This is a genomic window from Bradyrhizobium sp. LA6.1, assembly GCF_040547805.1.
GTDB classification, from domain to species: Bacteria; Pseudomonadota; Alphaproteobacteria; order Rhizobiales; family Xanthobacteraceae; genus Bradyrhizobium; species Bradyrhizobium barranii.
The window spans coordinates 315,800-334,156 of the sequence record NZ_JBEPQK010000003.1 but is presented as its reverse complement, the minus strand read 5'-3'; the positions used below and the strand labels follow the sequence as shown (position 1 = coordinate 334,156).

Below are 18,357 nucleotides of genomic sequence, written 5' to 3'. Positions count from 1 at the left end.
GGGGCATTCCATCGTGCACATTCGGCCACACAGCAGCGGGTTGAATACGACGTACTGCCGTTTTGGTGGCGCGAAGTCGGGCACTTCGTGTAGGTTCGTTGCCAATTTGTTGCTGCCTGCAATTCGATTCTGTTGGGGATTTCAGATGCGCACTCTCACCCTGCTCGCTTCGCTGATGTGCATGGCGCTGTCGGTCAGTGCCGCGAAGGCCGACCGCCGTGTCGCCTTCGTCGTCGGCAACGGCTCCTACAAGAACGTCGCACAATTGCCGAACCCGCCGATCGACGCCAAGGCGATGGCGGCGACCCTGCGCAATGTCGGCTTCGAGGTGATCGAAGGATCCAACCTCACCCGCGACCAGATGACGGAGAAGCTCCTGGACTTCGGCCGCAAGGCGCAAGGCTCCGATGTCGCAGTGTTCTATTATGCCGGCCACGGCATCGCCGTCAGCGGCAGTAACTACCTCCTGCCTGTCGACGCCGACATCAAGTCGGAGATGGACGTCAAGCTCGGCGCAGCCATCAATATCGACCTGACGCTCGAGCAGACCATGGGCGACGCCAAGGTCAAGCTCGTCTTCCTCGACGCCTGCCGCGACAATCCGTTCGCCGCCAAGATCAAGTCGAACTCGGCAACGCGCAGCGTCAACGTGCAGAGCGGTCTTGCCGAGATGAAGTCGGGCGAAGGCACGCTGATCGCGTTCGCCACCGGCCCGGGCCAGACCGCGCTCGACGGCCAGGAGGGCAACAACAGCCCGTTCACCCGCGCGCTGATCGACAACATCACCAAGCCCGGCGTCGAGATCCAGCAGGCGATGACCTCGGTGCGCGCCCAGGTCAACGAAGAGACCCGCAAGGGCCAGCTTCCCTGGGGCCACACCAACCTGATCGGCGCGGTCTATCTCAACCCGTCGCAGCAGACGCAGGTTGCCAACGCAGCCCCGACCGCTTCCGGAAACGTGCCGGCGGCAGCGAGCAGCTCCGACGGTGTCGAGCTCGAATACTGGCGCTCGGTCAAGGAATCCAACAAGCCGGAAGAGCTCAACGCCTATCTCTCGGCCTATCCGAACGGCCAGTTCAAGGCGCTGGCGCTGGCGCGGCTTGCGGCGATCAAGAGCGGCCCGTCCACGGCGACCCGCAATCTGAACTCCGGGATCGATCCCGCCACCTTCACCGATGACTCCACCCAGCTCACCGAGGACCAGATCGGCCTCGACAAGGGCCAGCGCCGCGACGTGCAGCGCCGCCTGACCGGGCTCGGCTTCGACACCAAGGTGACCGGTGCCTTCACCGACGAGACCCGCTCAGTGCTGAAGCGCTGGCAGGCCGCTCGCGGTTATCCGTCGACCGGCTACCTCAACAAGCTCCAGCACAAGGCCCTGCTGTCCGAGATCGTGGCGGCCGCGCCGGCCACCGCGAGCGACGACAGCGCGAAGCCGGCCCGGCGTGCTGCCCCGGCCCAGGCCCAGAGCAGCGCACCGGTTCAGCATCGCAACAGCGGCGGCGGCGATGCCGGCGCGGCCTTCGTCGGCGGTGTCGTCGGCGGCATGATGGGCGGCATGTTCCGCCGCTGAGGCGAGACCCGGCTCCAAAACGCAAAAAGGCCCGGCGAGAGCCGGGCCTTTTTCGTGGTGGCAATGGCTAGTAGTCTTGGGTGAACCAAGGCACGAGCGTCCGGATCCGCGGCATCGCCTGCATCGTAATACTCGTCCGAGCCATCTCCGCGATGCGCGGCGCCAGTGATGAGAGATCGCCACGGCGGGTCACCAGAAGCAGCTCACGAAAAAATCCGGGGCCCGGCAGAGGGAGAGCGCTGACTTGACCAGCGTGAGCGAGCCCCTGCAACAGACACAGCGGCGTGGTGATCGCCACGCCCATCCCGGTGGCGACCATGGCGACCAGGCTGTCCGAGGTGTCAAACTCAAAGGCCCGCGGTGGGCGAATGCCCAAACGGCTCAGGTGGCGCTCGACCTGAGCGCCCGCATAGGAGCGTTCGCTGTACCGGACCAGGCGATGCCGGGTCAGGATCTCCCGCAAATCAAGGTCAGCAAATTCGGCTTCCAATCCGCGCGGCACCACCAGCAGATTTGGCTCGCGGTAAAACGGGAAGCGCTCGATATCATACAGGTCATCCATCGCATCGCATGTGATCGCCGCGTCGATCGTTCGGTGGACCAGCGCCTCGGCATGCGAGTGAGCAAGGCCCGACCAAACGGACAGGCTCAGTGCGACCTCGCCCGTCATGAGCTCCTTGACGAGGTGTGCGCCGACCGTGGCGGCATAGGAGTCGATGAGGCCGAGCCTCAGATCGACACGCTCAGGCAGTTTCGCTGCGTCCCGGAGTGCGCTGAGTAACGTGTCAAAGTCGCGATTCAGATCGCGAACACGGCCAGCAAGGATGCGGCCCGCCCGCGTCAGTGTAAGCGGCCTCCGGCTACGGTTGAAGAACGCGACGCCGATCGAGGCCTCGGCCCGCCGCACAGCCTGAGAAACCGCTGATTGCGTCATCCCGAACTGACGGGACGCCTGAAGCATGCTGCCGGACTCCGCGACGGCAGCGACAATCTGCAAGCTTCGCAAGTCTGGAACAGGTGGCGTCATATCCATAACTTAAGCAGAAGTCATATTAACATGCAAATTGCCTTCATTATATGAATTATCCTTGTAGGAGAGCCGCATCCGAAAGCAGACTTCGGATCGTCCTAACAATTAAGCAGTCCCGATCCATGAGCGAGCAAGCGGATATTCTGGTGATCGGCCTCGGTGCCATGGGCAGCGCGGCCCTCTATCAACTGGCCAAGCGAGGGGTAAAGGTGGTCGGCCTCGATCGCTTTGCCCCGCCCCACACGATGGGATCCAGCCACGGCGAAACCCGCATCACCCGGCAGGCGGTCGGCGAAGGCCGCGATTACGTGCCCCTGGTGCTGGATACCCACCGGATCTGGCGTGAGCTCGAGGCCGAGACGTCTGCCGAGCTGCTGAACCCATGCGGCCTCGTCGTCATGGCGCCCGGTGTCGGCGAGACGTCACACCACGGCAAGCCGGATTTCGTCGCGCGCTCGATTGCAGCGGCGCGTGACTTCGGCATCGCGCATGAAGTGATCGACGGGCGAGAGGTGGCTCATCGCTTCCCGCAGTTCCTGAATCTCCAGGGTAACGAGAAGGCCTATTACGAGCCCGGCGGAGGATACGTTTTTCCGGAGCGCTGCATCAAGGCGCAGCTGACGCGCGCGGAGCAGCTCGGCGCAACGATCCGCACGGGAGTTGAGGTTCTCTCGATCGCGCAGCGCGGCTCCTCCGTTCGGGTGGAAACGTCCTCGGGCACATTCGAGGCGGACCAGGTGGTGGTGTCGGCAGGCGGCTGGAATTCCCACCTGCTCGGCGCGCCGTTTGATCGCGTGCTCACGGTGAAGCGGCAGGTGCTGCATTGGTACGAGCTCGAGGATACCAGCGCGTATCGCGCCGACGCCCCTGTGTTCATCTGGATGCACGGCGCGACGGATGTCGACTACCTCTACGGCTTCCCGCCGCTGCCTGGCGATCGTCGTCTCAAGGTCGCGACCGAGCAGTACGAGACCAACACGACGGCCGACGCCATCGACCGCACCGTCGATCCCGCGGAATCGGCTGAAATGTACCGGAAGCACGTCGCGGGGCGGCTCGCCGGCGCCACGCCGCGCGTCGCGCAGGCGGCCGCCTGCATCTACACGGTGACGCCCGATCGGGGCTTCATCATCGACCGCCATCCCGACCAGGACCGGATTTGTGTCGTCTCGGCGTGCTCGGGCCACGGCTTCAAGCACTCGGCAGGTATCGGCAACGTCGTCGCCGGGATGGTGACCGACGGTCGAAGCGCGATCGACCTCAGCCCATTCTCCATCTCCCGTTTTTCGTGACGTTTGGCACGAGCCTTGTATCTTGAACAAGCGCGCGCAACGCGCGTCGTGATCACAATCCTGGAGGCGTCATCCGATGAGAGACATTGTCCGTTCCATGATGACAGGCATCGCGGCGCTGCTGATGCTTGGCAGCGCCCAAGCCGCCGATGGCGTCGATGCCATCAAGCAGCGCGGCACGTTGAATGTCGGCGTCAAGGCTGACTACAAGCCCTTCGGTTTCCGCGATCCCACGGGAAACGTGGTCGGCATCGAGCCGGATCTCGCCGCAGACATTGCCAAGCGCCTCGGCGTCAAACTCGAACTCGTTCCGGTCGCGGCCTCCAACAGGATCGAATTTCTTCAGCAGGGAAAGGTCGACCTGCTGATAGCGACCATGTCGGACAGGCCGGAACGCCGTCGCGTGGTTCAAGCCATCGAACCGCTATACTATTCGGACTATGTGAACATCCTTCTCAACAAGAAGTCCGGCATCAAGGACTGGGCCGAGCTCAAGGGAAAACCCGTCTGTGCCACGTCGGGGGCCTGGTACAACAAGGACGTTGCCAAATCCTACGGCCCCGAAATCGTTGCGTTTGACGGCTCGGAGAAGCCTCTGTTCGCCATGAAGCAGGGCAACTGCATCGGCTATGTCTACGATCAGACCTTCCTGCAGGGCAAGCTGCTCGAGGACGAGTGGAAGGCGGACTACGACTTGCCCCTGAAAGGTATTTTGCCATCGCCATGGATGATCGCTGTCGCGCTCGATAATGCCAGCCTTCAGAAGCTGCTCGAAGATGCGACAAAGGACTGGATGAAGACCGGCTTCATCGTGGCAGCGGAAAAGAAGTGGGGCATTACGCCGACCGAGTATTCGCTGCTCATGCACGAGCAATACAAGGACAAATAGACGCGTAAGGCGGAGCGCCAGATCCGTCTTGCGCTCCGAACAGGTCGAGCCAATGCACTGATACGAGGCATCGCCTCAACAGTTTGGTGTCGCGCAAAATGCACGCAATCGGCGACTGGTTTCAACGGCTCTACGAAACGACGGGGCTGAATTTCTCCGTATTCTACGATGCCTACGATTGGGACCGCTATTTCGGCGGGCTCAAGATGACGTTGCTTCTGAGCGTCACGACCATCCTGCTGAGCCTCATCATCGGCGCGGTCGGCGCCTTGCTGCAAGGCAGTCCGTCCATGCTGCTGCGGTTGCCCGTCAATGCTTTCGTGGTGGTGTTCCGCAACACGCCGCCGCTGGTCCAGATCTTCTTTTTCTATTTCGGCCTCGGCACCATGCTCCCAGCCGTCGAGGCGGCGGGCATGCGCGTTCCGCTGCTGAGCAACGTCCAATGGGCCATCATTTCGCTGTCGCTGTTCGCGGGCGCCTTCAACGTCGAAATCTTCCGCTCCGGCATCGAAGCTGTGCCGAGGACGACGCTGGAAGCCGCGGAGGCGCTCGGATACACTCGCCTCAAGGCTTACATCCATATCGTCCTTCCGCTGGCCATTCGCGTCTGCCTTCCCGCACTGAACAACAACCTCGTCAACCTGCTCAAGACGACCACCCTCGCCTACGCGATCGCCGTTCCCGAGACGCTGTATGCGGTCAAGCAGATCTGGTCGGAATCGCAGAACGTCTTCGAAATGATGGTCGTATTGCTGGCGACCTACGGCATCCTTGTCGGCGTCCTCGTCTGGCTGATGCATCGCTGGGAGCGGGCGATGCGCATCCCGGGATATGCCCGATGAAAGGCGCCCAGCCCGAGCACAGGCTTGCCGTCCTTCTGCCGTATCGTCCCGTGCCGACCCGGATGTCCATTCGGATCGGCCCGCTGGCCGCCGCGATCCTCTGTTTCTGCGCCATCATGGCCGCGTCCACCGCGTGGGCGCAGACCGGTCCGGCGGTGCTGTCCCCGCTGCAAGTCATCGTGAAGTGGTCGCCGCTGCTGCTGCGCGGGTTCGCCTTCAACATCTTGATCTCCCTGCTCGCCATGCTGCTGGGGACCGTCGCCGGGCTTGGCCTGGGTCTGGGGTTGTTGTCGGAGTTTCGACCGCTCGCCGCCGTCAGCTGGCTCCTGACTCAATTCTTCCGCAACGCGCCCTGGCTGGTGCTGCTGTTCTTCGTCATGTTTCTGGTGCCCTTCCAGGTCACCCTCTTCAAGACGACCATCCCCTTGCCGGACTGGATCAAGGCAACGGTCGGCTTCGCATTGCCTGTCATGGCGAATGTCGCCGAGGTCGTGCGCGGTGCCGTCCGCTCCATTCCGTCGACGCAATGGGAGGCGGCGGAATCGCTCTCGTTCACACGGCGCCAGACGATGTGGCTGATCATGCTGCCACAGTGCATCAAGCGCATGCTGCCGCCCTGGATGAACGTCTATGCGCTGGTCGCGATGTCGACGGTGCTGGCATCGATCGTCGGTGTTTCGGAGATGCTCACGCTGACGGCGCAGGTGCATGCCGCCGAAGGCGGCAGGCCGGAGCTGTTCGCGCCGCTCTACGGTTTCGCGCTGCTGTGTTTCTTTCTCTACTGTTATCCGATCAACCTCTGGACCGCTCGTCTCGAGCGTCGGTTCCGCATACGCTGAGGAAGCAGAGCATGGCCACGAGCTGGACTCCGGATCAGCCCATCGTCCAATGCGTCGACGTCAGAAAGTCGTTCGGAGCTCTCGAGGTTCTGAAAGGCATCAGCCTGTCGGTCAAAAAGAGCGAGGTGATCTGTATCATCGGGCCGTCCGGATCAGGAAAATCCACGCTGATCCGCTGCATCAATGCGCTCCAGCCGATCACGTCCGGCAGCATTCAGATCGAAGGCATCGAGGTGTCCGATCCCAGGCTCGACAAGCTGGCGCTGCGCCGCAAGGTCGGGATGGTGTTTCAGCAGTACAATCTTTTCCCGCACAAGACCGCGCTCCAGAACGTGATGATGGCGCCGATCCATGTTCTCGGCCAAAAGCGTGCCGAGGTCGAAGCGCGCGCCCGGGCGCTGCTTGCCAAGGTTCGGCTCGCGGGGAAGGAGGATACCTATCCCGGCGAACTCTCCGGCGGACAGCAGCAGCGCGTGGCCATCGCCCGCTCGCTGGCGATGCGGCCGGACATCATGCTGTTCGACGAAGTCACGGCCGCCCTCGATCCGGAAACGGTCAAGGAGGTCCTGGTCACCATCCGGGAGCTTGCCGAGGATGGCATGACATGCCTCCTCGTCACCCATGAGATGAACTTCGCGCGTGAGGTCGCCGATCACGTCTACTTCACCGACCGCGGTGTGATCGTCGAGCACGGGCCGCCGGAAGCCTTGTTTACGGCGGCCAAGGACGAGCGAACGCAGCGGTTTCTGTCGCAGGTCCTCTGAGTTCGCCGGCGCGCCGCCCTTCGGCGCCCCTGGGCAGGAGGCGCTACTTCCCCGCCGCCTTGCGCAGCGCCTCGTTGATGCGGTCCTGCCAGCCGGGACCGCCCTGCTGGAAGAACTCCAGCACGTCCTGGTCGATGCGCAGCGTGACCTGCTCCTTGATTCCCGGCGCCACGTTCGGCTTCGGTGGCGCCACGGCGACCTTGGCGGTCACCTTCTTGAACGCCGCCTCGGCCTCCGACCGCGCATCGCCAAGCGTGCGCGGCCGCCTCGGTTGATCCGTCATGTCCTAGATTCCCTCAAACAGAGCCGTCGAAAGATACCGCTCGGAGAAGGACGGCACTATAGCCAGAATGGTTTTTCCCGCAGCTTCCGGCCGCTTGCCGATCTGGAGCGCAGCCGCGATCGCCGCGCCCGAGGAGATGCCGCCGGGAATGCCCTCATGCCGCGCCAGCGCCCGGGTGGTCTCGATCGCGGTCGTCGAGTTGATCTTCACGATCTCGTCAATCACCGAGCGGTCGAGGATGTCGGGCACGAAGCCGGCGCCGATGCCCTGGATCTTGTGCGGCGTGTGCTGGCCGCCTGAGAGCACCGGGCTTTCCTCCGGCTCGACCGCCACGACCCGCAGGGACGGCTTGCGCGGCTTGAGCACCTGGCCGACGCCGGTGATGGTGCCGCCGGTACCGACGCCGGCGACGAAGAAATCGACGTTGCCGCCGGTGTCGTTCCAGATCTCCTCGGCGGTGGTGCGACGGTGCACCTCGGGATTGGCGAGGTTCTTGAACTGCTGCGGCATGACCGAATTCGGCGTCGTCTTCAGGAGCTCCTCGGCGGTCGCGATCGCGCCCTTCATGCCCTGTGCCGCCGGCGTCAGCACCAGCTCGGCGCCGAGAAAGGCCAGCATCTTGCGCCGCTCGATCGACATCGATTCCGGCATCACCAGCTTGAGCCGGTAACCGCGCGAGGCCGCGACGAAGGCGAGCGCGATGCCGGTGTTGCCCGAGGTCGGCTCGATCAGCACGGTGTCGGGCTTGACGATGCCGGCCTTCTCCATCGCGATGATCATGGCCGCGCCGATGCGATCCTTCACGCTCGCGGCGGGATTGAAATATTCAAGTTTTGCCAAAATCGTCGCGTTGACGCCGTGCATGCCCGGCAGCCGCTGCAAGCGCACGATCGGCGTGTCGCCAAAGGCCTCGACGATCGAAGAGTAGATCCGGCCGCGGCCGGGCTGGTGCGCTGCACCCGTGTTGGACGATGCGTCCATGATGAACTCCCTGTGACGACAATTTCTGTTTCTGCAGCGTCTCTTGTGCAGTAACGGACAGCTTGGGACGACACGCAAGCGACAATGCGGCACATGTTAAATACGCTGCATCGCAAAATCGCGTGAGCTGTAATTATCAGAAAACCAACGCATTTGTGTTGCGACCTCGTCAACTGATTCGGTCTATGTTAGACTTAGGTCTCAAAGCCAGAGAGGTCACCACGATGTCAGCAGTCGCTGAAGTGTTGTCGACCGTCGCACATCACCGCGCCCCGCGTTGCAGCGAGTTGCCGACCTGCCCGGTCTGCGCCGACTCGATGGTCGCCGCCGAAGCATCCGCCTACATCTCTGACCATATGATCAGCTATCTCTGGACCTGCGACAATTGCGGCTATGGCTTCGTGACCAAGCACGCCGTCAAGCAGCGGATCGTCTGCAACTGACTAGCGCGGGGCGATGTCGCCCCTCGCCCAGTCTTGGCGCGTACGCTGGTAGAACTCGTCGAACGTTCCGTGTGCGATCGCGTCCCTGATGCCCTGCATCAGGAACTGGTAATAGGCGATATTGATCTCGGAGAGCAGCATGGCGCCCAGCGTCTCGCCCGCCTTGACGAGATGATGCAGGTAGGCGCGCGCGTAGTTGCGCGCCGACGGCCAGGAACTCTCTTCGTCGAGCGGACGCGGATCGTCGGCGTGGCGCGCGTTGCGCAGATTGACCTGACCGAAGCGGGTGAAGGCGACGCCGTGACGGCCATTGCGCGTCGGCATCACGCAATCGAACATGTCGATGCCGCGCTTCACGGCTTCGAGGATGTCATCAGGCGTGCCGACCCCCATCAAATAGCGCGGCCGCTCTTTCGGCAGCAGCGGCGCGGTCTCGTCGATCATCGCCAGCATCACCGCCTGCGGCTCGCCGACGGCAAGGCCGCCGATCGCATAGCCGTGAAAGCCGATTGCAACGAGGCCTTCGGCGCTGGCGTGACGAAGCTGCGGCACGTCGCCGCCCTGCACGATACCGAACAGCATGTAGCCGTCCGGCGCACTCTCGAAGGCGCGCTTGCTTCGCTCGGCCCAGCGCAGCGACAGCCGCATCGCCCGTTCGATGTCGTCCCGCTCGGCCGGCAGCCGCACGCATTCGTCCATCTGCATGGCAATGTCGGAGCCGAGGAAGCGCTGCACCTCGATCGAGCGCTCCGGTGACAGTTCGACCTTGGCGCCGTCGATATGCGAACGGAATGTGACGGCGTTCTCGGTGACCTTGCGCAGGTCCGACAGCGACATCACCTGGAAGCCGCCGGAATCCGTCAACATCGGCCCGTTCCAGCCGGTGAACCGCTGCAGGCCGCCGAGCGCCGAGATCCGCTCGGCGCCGGGACGCAGCATCAGATGATAGGTGTTGCCGAGCACGATGTCGGCGCCGGCCTCGCGCACCTCGCGCCAGTGCATGCCCTTCATGGCGCCGGCGGTTCCGACCGGCATGAAGGCCGGCGTCCGCACCACGCCATGCGGCGTGGTCAGGCGCCCGGTGCGCGCGGCGCCATCGGTGGCGAGCAGCTCGAAGTGATTGGGTAGGCCGGTGTCAGGAAGATTCATGGTCGTGCTTATTGCGTGTCGGAAGAGGCTGATCAACCCGCCCGGACGACGCCAGAGCCGGCTTGTGGCTCAGAGCGGGACACATTTGACGCCGACTTGATCGCCCGGCGCGCTTGCCAAACAAAACGATACAGTGTAGTTTTTGCGCGGGGCTGGACGAGATGCCGCGGTGAATTTTGCCGGCGGCAGTATTTGCGTGATCGCCAGCCACCGACAATGCCCTCCGCTTCATGTTCGACCGAAATGTCCGGCCCCTCGCGCGGCTGGATCAGACAGACAGGCGCCCGCCTGACCGGATTCCTGGTTCTGGCGTGCAGCCTGGCACTCGGCGCCTGCACCTCCCTGCCCCGCACGCCCTATACGGCCGCCGAGGCCAGCACGTCGCGCGTGCTCGATATCGACGGCTTGCGCCGCTACGCCGACGAGCCCGTCACGAAATTCAGCTTCGAGAAGGACACCAGCACCGCGACGAAGTCCTATCTGGCGCTCTCCGGCGGCGGCGCCGATGGCGCCTATGGCGTCGGCGTGCTGAGCGGTTGGACCGCTGCCAGAACCCGTCCCACCTTCTCGGTCGTCTCGGGCGTGAGCACCGGCGGTCTGATCGCACCCTTTGCGTTCCTCGGCTCGCAATATGACGACACGCTCAGGGAGCTCTACACCAGCGGCATCGCGGAGAGCCTCCTGAACGATCCCAGCATCATGCGTGTGCTGTTCGGATCCGGCCTGTTCGGCAACACGCGGCTGCGCGAGCTCGTCGCCCGCTATGTCGGGCCGGAGATCATGGCGCAGGTCGCGCGTGAAAATGCCAAGGGCCGAAAGCTGCTGGTGGTGACCACCGATCTCGACACCCAGCGGACCGCCATCTGGGACATGGGCAAGATCGCAGCGGTCGCAACACCCGAGGCGCTAAAACTGTTTCGCGACGTGATGGCGGCCTCCGCCAGCATTCCCCTGGTGTTTCCGCCGATCATGATCGACGCCGAAGGCCAGGGCCGCAGATTTCAGGAGATGCATGTCGACGGCGGCGTGACGGCGCCGGTGCTGACGCTGCCGGAAGCCCTGCTCTCCCAGGACCGCCTGCCCGGCAACGCGCGGATGAACATCTACATCCTCGTCAACAAGAAGATCGAACGCAATTTCGAGCTCGTGTCCAACAGCACCATCGACGTCGCCTCGCGCAGCCTGTCGTCGATCACCCAGTCGCAGACGCGCTCGATCATCTTCTCGACCTATGATTTCGCCAAGCGCAACAATCTCGGCTTCCACCTCTCCTACATCGCGCGCGATTACCCCGCGCCGCCTTCGGAAGGGTTCGACACCGCCTATATGCGGGCGCTGTATCAGTACGGATACGAGAAGGCTGCCTCCGGCCAGGCCTGGACTTCGAAGCTGCCGTGACCTCTCGTGACGGAACGAGACCGTGCCGAAACCGTTGACGATATGGCCAATTCGGCCAGATTCGCGATGACGCCCCCGCTCCCACGCGATATAGAGCAAATGACGACGATTAGAAGCGCGCAGGAATCATTGGGCATGGGATTGACTGCGACCAGGACAAAACCGGCAGCGCCACGGCGCGAGTTGCCGAAATCACGCGGCGGCCGCCCGACGAAAACCGCCGCGATCGAGCGCGATCAGCGGCTGATCGAGGTTGCCACCCGCCTGTTCCTGGATCGCGGCTTCGACGCGACCTCGCTCGATGCCGTCGCAGAAGCAGCCCGGGTCAGCAAACCCACCGTCTATTCCCGTTACGGGGACAAGCGCGGCCTGTTTGCCGCCGTGCTGAGGCGCGAAATCGCGCGCTGGCTTGCGCCGCTATCGGCAGCCGCCGAGACGCAGCTCTCCAGCGCCTCGGACATTTCGGTCGAGCAGCGGCTGGTCGAGATCGGGCGCGAGATGCTGACCTTCACCTGCGGGCCCGATGCTGTCGCATTCAGCCGCATGATGACGTCACAGGCCATCAACTTCCCCGACATCGCCAAGCTCGGCAAGGAGGAAGGCTGGCTGAAGGCCGTCGCCACCACGGCCCGCTTCTTCGACCGTCTGGTGGCGCAGGGCGCACTCGACGTCGACGACACCACGATCGCGGCAGAGGTGTTCCTCGACGTCGTCGTCGGTCACACCCACCGCCTGGCGACGTTTGGAACGGCGCTGGAATTGAAGGCCGCCGAGAAGCGCATGCGCGCGGCGATCAAGCTGTTCCTGGCCGGTGCGTTGGGACCCGCGGACCGCATCCAGAGCGCCGCAAAGGGCACACAGCGGCGGCGCCCGTCCCGCTGACAATTCCGTGAGGTCGCGACGTTTCCCCTTCGAGGTTACGCCCGCGTCGTTGACCAAAACAAAACGATACGGTATGGTTTAGTTATAAGCGATACGGACCGCTTTTTCACCAGCCCCAAAGAGGTCCGTCCCGCCCAAGATCGCCGTGCCGGGTCCAGCCCGCTGCGACGCTCCGCGGCCGGCCGATGCCCAAGGCCGGCCGCGAATTCTTTACGATCATCCGGCACACTCGCTGGCCGAGGGTTTCGAGCATGACGACAACCAAACGATTGATCTCGCGATTACTTGCGATCGCCTTGCCCGCGCTGCTCCTTGCCGCGCCGGCGCAGGCGACCGTGGCCGCGGGCACGCCGACCGCGCTTCACGGCGACACAGATGGTGATGCTGAAGCAGACCGCCAAGCGGTCAGCCGCGAAATCGAACGATTCCGCAGCTCGTCGATCTCGATCGGCCAGGCCATGGCGATTGCGGAAGCCCGTCATGCCGGCGCCACGACGGCGGATGTGAGTTTCGACGGAGCCTCCGGCGTGCCGGTCTACCGGGTGAAGACCCTGCACAACGACCGTATCTGGCGCCACACCATCAACGCCGCAACCGGCGAGCTCGTCGGCGGGGAAGCCGCCCTCCCCCTCGCCGAACTCGATCTCGACGATCGCAGCAACCTCGCAGCGCTTGGCGCCATCAAGCACCGCCTTGCGGATGCCGTGCACGTCGCCGAACGTGCGGCCTCGGGCAAGGCGATCAGCGGCGGACTGGTCCGCGAACGCGGCCGGCTGAATTTCGCGATCGTCGTCATCAGCGGCGACAACCTCAAGGAGGTCATCCTGGAGCCGCCGGGCGCCCGGACGAAATAGCGGCGGCCACAATCCCGCCGAAAAGCCATTGACGGGTGCGAAACTCTCCCGCATAAGTCGCCGCCATGTTCACGACCACCAAACGCACGACTAAAACCACCACGGCCTTCGGGGCCCGGGGAGGCGTGCGCGCGTAGGTCGTCGACTTAAACGCAATCCACTCTACCGAAGCTCCGACCTCTGGTCCGGGGCTTTTTTGTTGTCTTCAGCTCAATGCAATGGAGGAGAATGTGAGTAACGATCCCGTCGTCGCGATTGTCGGCGTCACCGGTGCGGTGGGCGCCGAATTCATCGCCACCATGGACAAGCGCGGCTTTCGCGTCGGTAAGCTCAAGGCGCTCGCAAGCGCCCGCTCGGCCGGCAAGACGGTGTCGTTCCGCGGGCAGGACGTCGTCATCGAGGAGCTTACCGAGCGCGCCTTCGAGGGCGTCGACATCGCGCTGTTCTCCGCCGGCGGCAGCATCTCCAAGAAGTTCGCGCCTGTAGCGGTCAAGGCCGGCGCCGTCGTGGTCGACAACTCCTCCGCCTTCCGCATGGACCCGAACGTGCCGCTGGTGATCCCCGAGATCAACGCGAACCGCATCCGCGACCACAAGGGCATCATCGCGAACCCGAATTGCGCCGCCATCACCGCGCTGGTGCCGCTCTGGCCGATCCACCAGAAGAACCGCATCAAGCGCGTCATCATCTCGACCTACCAGGCGGCCTCGGGCGCCGGCGCCGCCGCGATGGACGAGCTCGTCGAGTCCACCCGCGCCAATCTCAACGGGCAGGTCTATACGCCCAAGGTGATGCCGCACCCCTACGCCTTCAATCTCTTCAACCACAACACCGCCGTCGATCCTGATACCGGCTACAACGACGAAGAGACCAAGGTCATCAAGGAAACCCGCAAGATCTTCGAGGACGAAAAGATCGCGATCGGCGTCACCTGCGTCCGCGTGCCGGTGCTGCGCGCCCATTGCGAGGCCATCACCTTCGAATGCGAGAAGCCGATCGGCGAGGACCAGGTCCGTGCCATCATGGCGCAGGCGCCCGGCGTGAAGCTCGTCGACGACCGCGTGAAGAACTACTTCCCGATGCCGATCGACGCCTCGGGCCAGGACGACGTCCTGGTCGGCCGCATCCGCAAGGATCTCAGCGATCCCTCAGGGCATTCGATCTCGATGTTCGTGGCGGCGGACCAGCTGCTCAAGGGCGCCGCGCTGAACGCGGTGCAGATCGCGGAGTTGTTGCCGCAGCGGGTGATGGCGTAACGCGGGAATCGTAGGGTGGGCAAAGCGAAGCGTGCCCACCAATCGACCTGAAATATGCGGATAGATGGTGGGCACGGCGCTACGCGCCTTTGCCCACCCTACGGCTCGGCGCGAAACAACAAGCACGCATCCCCGTACGAATAGAACCGGTACCCTTTCGCGATCGCGTGCGCATACGCTTGCTGCATCGCCTCGAGCCCGGAGAATGCCGACACCAGCATGAACAGCGTCGACTTCGGCAAATGGAAATTGGTCAGCAGGATATCGACGGCACGGAAGCGATAGCCGGGGGTGATGAAGATCGACGTCTCGGCCGCGAACGGCTGGATGGTGCCGTCCTCGCCGGCCGCGCTTTCGAGCAGCCGCAGTGACGTCGTGCCGACGGCGACGATGCGGCCGCCGTTCTGCCGTGCGGTGTTGAGCCGCTCGGCCGTCTCGTACGAGATCGTGCCCCACTCGGCATGCATCTTGTGGCCTTCGGTGTCGTCCACCTTCACCGGCAGGAAGGTCCCTGCCCCGACGTGCAGCGTGACGCGGTTGATGCCGACACCGCGCGCGTGCAGTGTCTGCTCCAGCGCCGGGGTGAAATGCAGGCCGGCGGTAGGCGCCGCGACGGCGCCTTCATTGGCCGCGAACATGGTCTGGTAGTCCGCGAGATCCTGATCATCGGGCGTACGCTTCGAGGCGATGTAAGGCGGCAGCGGCGGGCTGCCGAGATCTTCGATCGCCTGATCCAGCGCCGGGCCGTGAAACGAGAATGACAGTGTCACTTCACCATCGGTCCCCTTGGCCTCGACCTCGGCGTCGAGATGGCCGAGCAGGCAAACCTTGCCCTCGTTGCCGAAGCGGATGCGGTCGCCTGCCACGAGCTTTTTTGCCGGCTTCACCAGTGCCTGCCAGCGCGAGCCGTCGAGGCGCTTGATCAGCGTCGCCTCGATCTTGGGCTCGGTCTCGCGGCCGATGCGGCGGCCCTTGAGCTGCGCCGCAATCACCTTGGTGTCGTTGACGACGAGCTGGTCGCCCGCCTTCAGCCATTGCGGCAGCTCGGAAATGAGCTGGTCGCGCAGCGCGCCGCCTTCCACGACCAGCATCTTCGCGGAGTCGCGCGGGCTCGCCGGGCGCAACGCGATGCGCTCGGCGGGCAGATCGAAATCGAAGAGATCAGTGCGCATGTCGGGCTCAGCGCCACGCAGTCAGACCCTCATGGTGAGGAGGCGCGTAGCGCCGTCTCGAACCATGAAGGCCGAGCTGCAACAGCGGGGCCTTCATCCTTCGAGGCGCGCGTTCCGCGCTCCTCAGGATGAGGGTTGAGCGGTTACTCCGCGTCCGCGGCCATCCGCGCCTTGACGATCTTGTCGGGGTTCTGGACGGGCTCGCCGCGCTTGATCTTGTCGACGTTCTCCATGCCCTCGGTGACCTTGCCCCACACCGTGTACTGGTTGTCGAGGAAGCGGGCGTCGTCGAAGACGATGAAGAACTGGCTGTCGCCGGAATCGGGGCTGGCGGCGCGGGCCATCGAGGTGGTGCCGCGCACATGCGGTTCCTTGTTGAATTCGGCCTTCAGCTTCTTGCCGGAGCCGCCGGTGCCGGTGCCCTGCGGGCAGCCGGTCTGCGCCATGAAGCCCTCGATCACGCGGTGGAACACGATGCCGTCGTAAAAGCCCTCGCGGACCAGTTCCTTGATGCGCGCAACGTGGCCGGGCGCGAGATCGGGCCGCATCTCGATGGTGACGGGGCCCTGCGTGGTCTCGAGGATCAGGGTGTTTTCGGTGACGCTCATGCTCGTCTCTCTTGCGTTGGGGGTGAAGTCTTCCGGTTACGGAACTGGATCGCGAATGGACGTCCCGCGGCGGCGCCGGCCATTGCATCGGTAAATGGCATCGGCGTGCAGCGTTGCAGCGCCTCCATCACGGCGACCCGGTATTGCAGCCGGTCATTGTCGGAGGCCTCCGCGGATTCATAGGTAATCCTCGGATGGCCCAAAATGTTTCCGGCCCGGTTAAAGCTCACGACGACGGTGATGTCGATAGGGCGAGCCTTGCTGGGCGGCGGCGGCTTCCAGCAGGTCCGCAAGTGCTGGAAGATGTCCTGGATGGTGTTGACCTCTGCGTCTCCGGCGGCCGCGCCGGAAACGCCTGAAAGCAGCAGCGCGGCAGCCAGCAGAAGCCTATTGCCATAGCGCGCCATGGCCCCATCCTATTTGATGTCGGAAGCGACCTGGACCTTCACCATCTTGTCGGGATCGGTGACGGCACCGCCGGCCGAACCGGGCGGTGCCTTCTTCAGCTTGTCGACGACGTCCATGCCCTGCACGACCTCGCCGATCACGGTGTACTGGTTGTCGAGGCTGCCGCCGTCCGCGAACATGATGAAGAACTGCGAGTTGGCACTGTCGACGCTGTCGCCGCGCCGCGCCATCCCGACGATGCCGCGGGCGAAATGAACCTTGGAGAATTCCTGTTTCAGGTTCGGATATTTCGAGCCGCCGGTGCCGTTGAATTTCTCGCCGTCGCCGGTCTGGGCCATGAAGCCGTCCATGACGCGATGGAACGGCACGTTGTTGTAATAGCCCTCGCGCGCGAGCTGCTTGATGCGCTCGGCATGCTGGGGTGCAATGTCGGTCCGCAGCTTGATGACGATGCGGCCCTTGGTGGTGTCGATGACGATGGCGTTGGCCTTGTCGAGATTGGCCGGCAATTGCTGCGCCACCGCCGGGACCGCGCTGAAGAGCGCGGCAAAGATCGTGGCAAGAATTGCGAGACGACGGATCATGAGAACTCCGGATCAGGTAGGATGAAGAACTGCGCCGTTATCCGGCGAATTTGGCCTTGAGCAGGTTGGCGACGAGCGGCGGCACGAAGGTCGAGATATCTCCGCCCATGGCCGCGATCTGACGCACCAACGTGCCGGTAATTGGGCGGACGGCCGGAGAGGCCGGCAGGAACACGGTTTGGACGTCGGGCGCCATGGCGCCGTTCATCCCGGCGAGCTGCATCTCGTAGTCGAGGTCGGTGCCATCGCGCAGACCCCGAATCATGACAGTCGCGCCGTGCCGGCGCGCCGCAGTGACCGCAAGATCGTCGTAGGTCACGGCATCAAGCGTGCAGCCGACCTGGGCCGCGACCGGCCCGCAGACGTCATGGAGCATCTTGAGCCGCTCCTCAATTGAGAACAGCGGCTTCTTGCCGGGATGGACCCCGATCGCGACCACGAGCCGATCGCACAGGGGGACACTGTTCCGGACCACGTCCAGATGGCCGTTGGTGATGGGGTCAAAGGAACCCGGATAGAAGGCGATACGCGGCATGTCCCCGTCCTACCGCGCCCGGCCCGGTCCGGCAAGCCAGACGGGTTCCCTGCCGGTTTTTCGGCGGCGCCGAGTCGGAATTCCCCGAATTGTTTCGTCCTCGGGACGACCATGAAACAAAACGAAGTGCGAACCGAAACCATTTCGGGCGTCCGCGAAGACGTCCGGAAACTGGCCATGGTTACTAATCCACCCAACGAATGACGGGCCGCACAACTGGGCGTAGCGGCCGCATCACAGGGGACCGTCAATGATCAAGACCATCTCGGCCATCGCTATTGCTGCGTTTGTTGCCGCCGCTCTCACCGTCCTTCCCGGTTTCGCTCCGTCCGTCGAAGCAAGCGTCCCGCAGCCGCTGGCCAAGAGCGACCGCCTCGATATCCGCACCGTCGGCAGGGACTGCTCGCAGCAGGCTTGGCCGAACTTCGAGGCATCCTGCCTGCGGCAGGCCGGCACCAAGGCCAATATCCGCGAGGCCCGCCTCGTGACCGCCGACCGGACCCCGTAGTCGGGGCTGTCAGCTTCGCGTCATATAAACCCCGAGATGAATCCCATGGATATTTGCGACGTCCCGT

General features: G+C 64.0%; 21 protein-coding genes. 12 read left to right on the top strand and 9 right to left on the bottom strand.

Features of this window, described 5'->3' with window-relative positions; all coding sequences use genetic code 11:
* The first annotated feature begins 145 nt into the window (after positions 1-145).
* Positions 146-1,573, top strand: a complete 1,428-nt coding sequence (locus ABIB99_RS08715) for a caspase family protein (protein WP_063983182.1) — start codon at positions 146-148, stop codon at positions 1,571-1,573.
* A 67-nt stretch (positions 1,574-1,640) separates the two neighbouring features.
* Here ABIB99_RS08715 and ABIB99_RS08710 read toward each other — a convergent pair whose 3' ends face one another.
* Positions 1,641-2,600: a LysR family transcriptional regulator gene (locus tag ABIB99_RS08710; protein ID WP_063986358.1), complete on the bottom strand. Its 960-nt coding sequence runs from the start codon at positions 2,598-2,600 to the stop codon at positions 1,641-1,643.
* Between the two features lie 125 nt (positions 2,601-2,725).
* On the opposite strand from ABIB99_RS08710, the gene solA reads away from it, so the two are divergent.
* The 5 genes from solA (at position 2,726) to ABIB99_RS08685 (ending at position 7,229) form a co-directional block, all read left to right on the top strand.
* Positions 2,726-3,895: an N-methyl-L-tryptophan oxidase gene (gene solA / locus ABIB99_RS08705; RefSeq protein ID WP_354175463.1), complete on the top strand. Its 1,170-nt coding sequence runs from the start codon at positions 2,726-2,728 to the stop codon at positions 3,893-3,895.
* Positions 3,896-3,971: 76 nt separating this feature from the next.
* On the top strand, positions 3,972-4,784 hold the full coding sequence (locus ABIB99_RS08700) for a transporter substrate-binding domain-containing protein (RefSeq protein ID WP_354175462.1): 813 nt from the start codon (positions 3,972-3,974) through the stop codon (positions 4,782-4,784).
* A gap of 98 nt (positions 4,785-4,882) precedes the next feature.
* The gene (locus ABIB99_RS08695; protein ID WP_354175461.1) at positions 4,883-5,626 is read left to right on the top strand and encodes an amino acid ABC transporter permease; all 744 of its coding nucleotides are present in this window, start codon (positions 4,883-4,885) and stop codon (positions 5,624-5,626) included.
* Positions 5,623-6,465, top strand: a complete 843-nt coding sequence (locus ABIB99_RS08690; protein ID WP_473316284.1) for an amino acid ABC transporter permease — start codon at positions 5,623-5,625, stop codon at positions 6,463-6,465. The genes ABIB99_RS08695 and ABIB99_RS08690 overlap by 4 nt, the downstream gene beginning before the upstream one ends.
* Before the next feature lie 11 nt (positions 6,466-6,476).
* Complete coding sequence (locus ABIB99_RS08685; RefSeq protein WP_085404707.1) at positions 6,477-7,229, top strand: amino acid ABC transporter ATP-binding protein; 753 nt, start codon at positions 6,477-6,479, stop codon at positions 7,227-7,229.
* Between the two features lie 43 nt (positions 7,230-7,272).
* Here ABIB99_RS08685 and ABIB99_RS08680 read toward each other — a convergent pair whose 3' ends face one another.
* Both ABIB99_RS08680 and cysK read right to left on the bottom strand, forming a co-directional pair.
* The gene (locus tag ABIB99_RS08680) at positions 7,273-7,512 is read right to left on the bottom strand and encodes a BrnA antitoxin family protein (protein ID WP_028152108.1); all 240 of its coding nucleotides are present in this window, start codon (positions 7,510-7,512) and stop codon (positions 7,273-7,275) included.
* 3 nt (positions 7,513-7,515) lie between these two features.
* The gene (gene cysK, locus ABIB99_RS08675; RefSeq protein ID WP_085404706.1) at positions 7,516-8,493 is read right to left on the bottom strand and encodes a cysteine synthase A; all 978 of its coding nucleotides are present in this window, start codon (positions 8,491-8,493) and stop codon (positions 7,516-7,518) included.
* A 224-nt stretch (positions 8,494-8,717) separates the two neighbouring features.
* Between cysK and ABIB99_RS08670 the strand changes: the two genes are divergently transcribed.
* Positions 8,718-8,936 (top strand): hypothetical protein, encoded by a 219-nt coding sequence (locus ABIB99_RS08670; RefSeq protein ID WP_085404705.1) that lies wholly within the window; start codon positions 8,718-8,720, stop codon positions 8,934-8,936.
* Here the strand turns inward: ABIB99_RS08670 and tgt are convergent, their stop codons facing one another.
* On the bottom strand, positions 8,937-10,085 hold the full coding sequence (gene tgt / locus ABIB99_RS08665) for a tRNA guanosine(34) transglycosylase Tgt (RefSeq protein ID WP_354175459.1): 1,149 nt from the start codon (positions 10,083-10,085) through the stop codon (positions 8,937-8,939).
* A 243-nt stretch (positions 10,086-10,328) separates the two neighbouring features.
* Between tgt and ABIB99_RS08660 the strand changes: the two genes are divergently transcribed.
* The 4 genes from ABIB99_RS08660 (at position 10,329) to ABIB99_RS08645 (ending at position 14,475) form a co-directional block, all read left to right on the top strand.
* A complete protein-coding gene (locus ABIB99_RS08660) occupies positions 10,329-11,483 on the top strand; it encodes a patatin-like phospholipase family protein (RefSeq protein ID WP_354175458.1) in 1,155 nt (384 codons plus the stop codon).
* A 135-nt stretch (positions 11,484-11,618) separates the two neighbouring features.
* Positions 11,619-12,365: a TetR/AcrR family transcriptional regulator gene (locus ABIB99_RS08655; protein WP_166353116.1), complete on the top strand. Its 747-nt coding sequence runs from the start codon at positions 11,619-11,621 to the stop codon at positions 12,363-12,365.
* Positions 12,366-12,616: 251 nt separating this feature from the next.
* Positions 12,617-13,219: a PepSY domain-containing protein gene (locus tag ABIB99_RS08650; RefSeq protein ID WP_354175456.1), complete on the top strand. Its 603-nt coding sequence runs from the start codon at positions 12,617-12,619 to the stop codon at positions 13,217-13,219.
* 218 nt (positions 13,220-13,437) lie between these two features.
* Positions 13,438-14,475: an aspartate-semialdehyde dehydrogenase gene (locus tag ABIB99_RS08645; RefSeq protein WP_063983172.1), complete on the top strand. Its 1,038-nt coding sequence runs from the start codon at positions 13,438-13,440 to the stop codon at positions 14,473-14,475.
* A gap of 98 nt (positions 14,476-14,573) precedes the next feature.
* On the opposite strand, the gene queA is transcribed toward ABIB99_RS08645, so the two are convergent.
* The 5 genes from queA to coaD form a co-directional block, all read right to left on the bottom strand.
* A complete protein-coding gene (queA, locus tag ABIB99_RS08640; protein ID WP_354175455.1) occupies positions 14,574-15,647 on the bottom strand; it encodes a tRNA preQ1(34) S-adenosylmethionine ribosyltransferase-isomerase QueA in 1,074 nt (357 codons plus the stop codon).
* Between the two features lie 143 nt (positions 15,648-15,790).
* The gene (locus ABIB99_RS08635) at positions 15,791-16,255 is read right to left on the bottom strand and encodes a peptidylprolyl isomerase (protein WP_071913717.1); all 465 of its coding nucleotides are present in this window, start codon (positions 16,253-16,255) and stop codon (positions 15,791-15,793) included.
* Positions 16,252-16,662 (bottom strand): UCP034077 family protein, encoded by a 411-nt coding sequence (locus tag ABIB99_RS08630; RefSeq protein WP_063983169.1) that lies wholly within the window; start codon positions 16,660-16,662, stop codon positions 16,252-16,254. The genes ABIB99_RS08635 and ABIB99_RS08630 overlap by 4 nt, the downstream gene beginning before the upstream one ends.
* 9 nt (positions 16,663-16,671) lie before the next feature.
* Positions 16,672-17,247, bottom strand: coding sequence for a peptidylprolyl isomerase (locus tag ABIB99_RS08625; protein ID WP_063983168.1), 576 nt, complete (start codon positions 17,245-17,247; stop codon positions 16,672-16,674).
* Positions 17,248-17,284: 37 nt separating this feature from the next.
* Positions 17,285-17,782 carry a pantetheine-phosphate adenylyltransferase gene (gene coaD, locus ABIB99_RS08620; RefSeq protein ID WP_063983167.1) on the bottom strand — a complete coding sequence of 166 codons (498 nt, stop codon included), beginning with the start codon at positions 17,780-17,782 and terminating at the stop codon, positions 17,285-17,287.
* Between the two features lie 250 nt (positions 17,783-18,032).
* Here coaD and ABIB99_RS08615 point away from each other — a divergent pair, with 250 nt between their 5' ends.
* Positions 18,033-18,290 (top strand): hypothetical protein, encoded by a 258-nt coding sequence (locus ABIB99_RS08615; RefSeq protein WP_063983166.1) that lies wholly within the window; start codon positions 18,033-18,035, stop codon positions 18,288-18,290.
* The last annotated feature ends 67 nt before the right edge of the window (positions 18,291-18,357 follow it).

Coding starts and splice junctions, on each gene's coding strand:
- ABIB99_RS08715 (WP_063983182.1), top strand. CDS start 146: ATGCGCACTCTCACCCTGCTCGCTTCGCTGATGTGCATGGCGCTGTCG.
- ABIB99_RS08710 (WP_063986358.1), bottom strand. CDS start 2,600: ATGACGCCACCTGTTCCAGACTTGCGAAGCTTGCAGATTGTCGCTGCC.
- solA (WP_354175463.1), top strand. CDS start 2,726: ATGAGCGAGCAAGCGGATATTCTGGTGATCGGCCTCGGTGCCATGGGC.
- ABIB99_RS08700 (WP_354175462.1), top strand. CDS start 3,972: ATGAGAGACATTGTCCGTTCCATGATGACAGGCATCGCGGCGCTGCTG.
- ABIB99_RS08695 (WP_354175461.1), top strand. CDS start 4,883: ATGCACGCAATCGGCGACTGGTTTCAACGGCTCTACGAAACGACGGGG.
- ABIB99_RS08690 (WP_473316284.1), top strand. CDS start 5,623: ATGAAAGGCGCCCAGCCCGAGCACAGGCTTGCCGTCCTTCTGCCGTAT.
- ABIB99_RS08685 (WP_085404707.1), top strand. CDS start 6,477: ATGGCCACGAGCTGGACTCCGGATCAGCCCATCGTCCAATGCGTCGAC.
- ABIB99_RS08680 (WP_028152108.1), bottom strand. CDS start 7,512: ATGACGGATCAACCGAGGCGGCCGCGCACGCTTGGCGATGCGCGGTCG.
- cysK (WP_085404706.1), bottom strand. CDS start 8,493: ATGGACGCATCGTCCAACACGGGTGCAGCGCACCAGCCCGGCCGCGGC.
- ABIB99_RS08670 (WP_085404705.1), top strand. CDS start 8,718: ATGTCAGCAGTCGCTGAAGTGTTGTCGACCGTCGCACATCACCGCGCC.
- tgt (WP_354175459.1), bottom strand. CDS start 10,085: ATGAATCTTCCTGACACCGGCCTACCCAATCACTTCGAGCTGCTCGCC.
- ABIB99_RS08660 (WP_354175458.1), top strand. CDS start 10,329: ATGTCCGGCCCCTCGCGCGGCTGGATCAGACAGACAGGCGCCCGCCTG.
- ABIB99_RS08655 (WP_166353116.1), top strand. CDS start 11,619: ATGGGATTGACTGCGACCAGGACAAAACCGGCAGCGCCACGGCGCGAG.
- ABIB99_RS08650 (WP_354175456.1), top strand. CDS start 12,617: ATGACGACAACCAAACGATTGATCTCGCGATTACTTGCGATCGCCTTG.
- ABIB99_RS08645 (WP_063983172.1), top strand. CDS start 13,438: ATGGAGGAGAATGTGAGTAACGATCCCGTCGTCGCGATTGTCGGCGTC.
- queA (WP_354175455.1), bottom strand. CDS start 15,647: ATGCGCACTGATCTCTTCGATTTCGATCTGCCCGCCGAGCGCATCGCG.
- ABIB99_RS08635 (WP_071913717.1), bottom strand. CDS start 16,255: ATGAGCGTCACCGAAAACACCCTGATCCTCGAGACCACGCAGGGCCCC.
- ABIB99_RS08630 (WP_063983169.1), bottom strand. CDS start 16,662: ATGGCGCGCTATGGCAATAGGCTTCTGCTGGCTGCCGCGCTGCTGCTT.
- ABIB99_RS08625 (WP_063983168.1), bottom strand. CDS start 17,247: ATGATCCGTCGTCTCGCAATTCTTGCCACGATCTTTGCCGCGCTCTTC.
- coaD (WP_063983167.1), bottom strand. CDS start 17,782: ATGCCGCGTATCGCCTTCTATCCGGGTTCCTTTGACCCCATCACCAAC.
- ABIB99_RS08615 (WP_063983166.1), top strand. CDS start 18,033: ATGATCAAGACCATCTCGGCCATCGCTATTGCTGCGTTTGTTGCCGCC.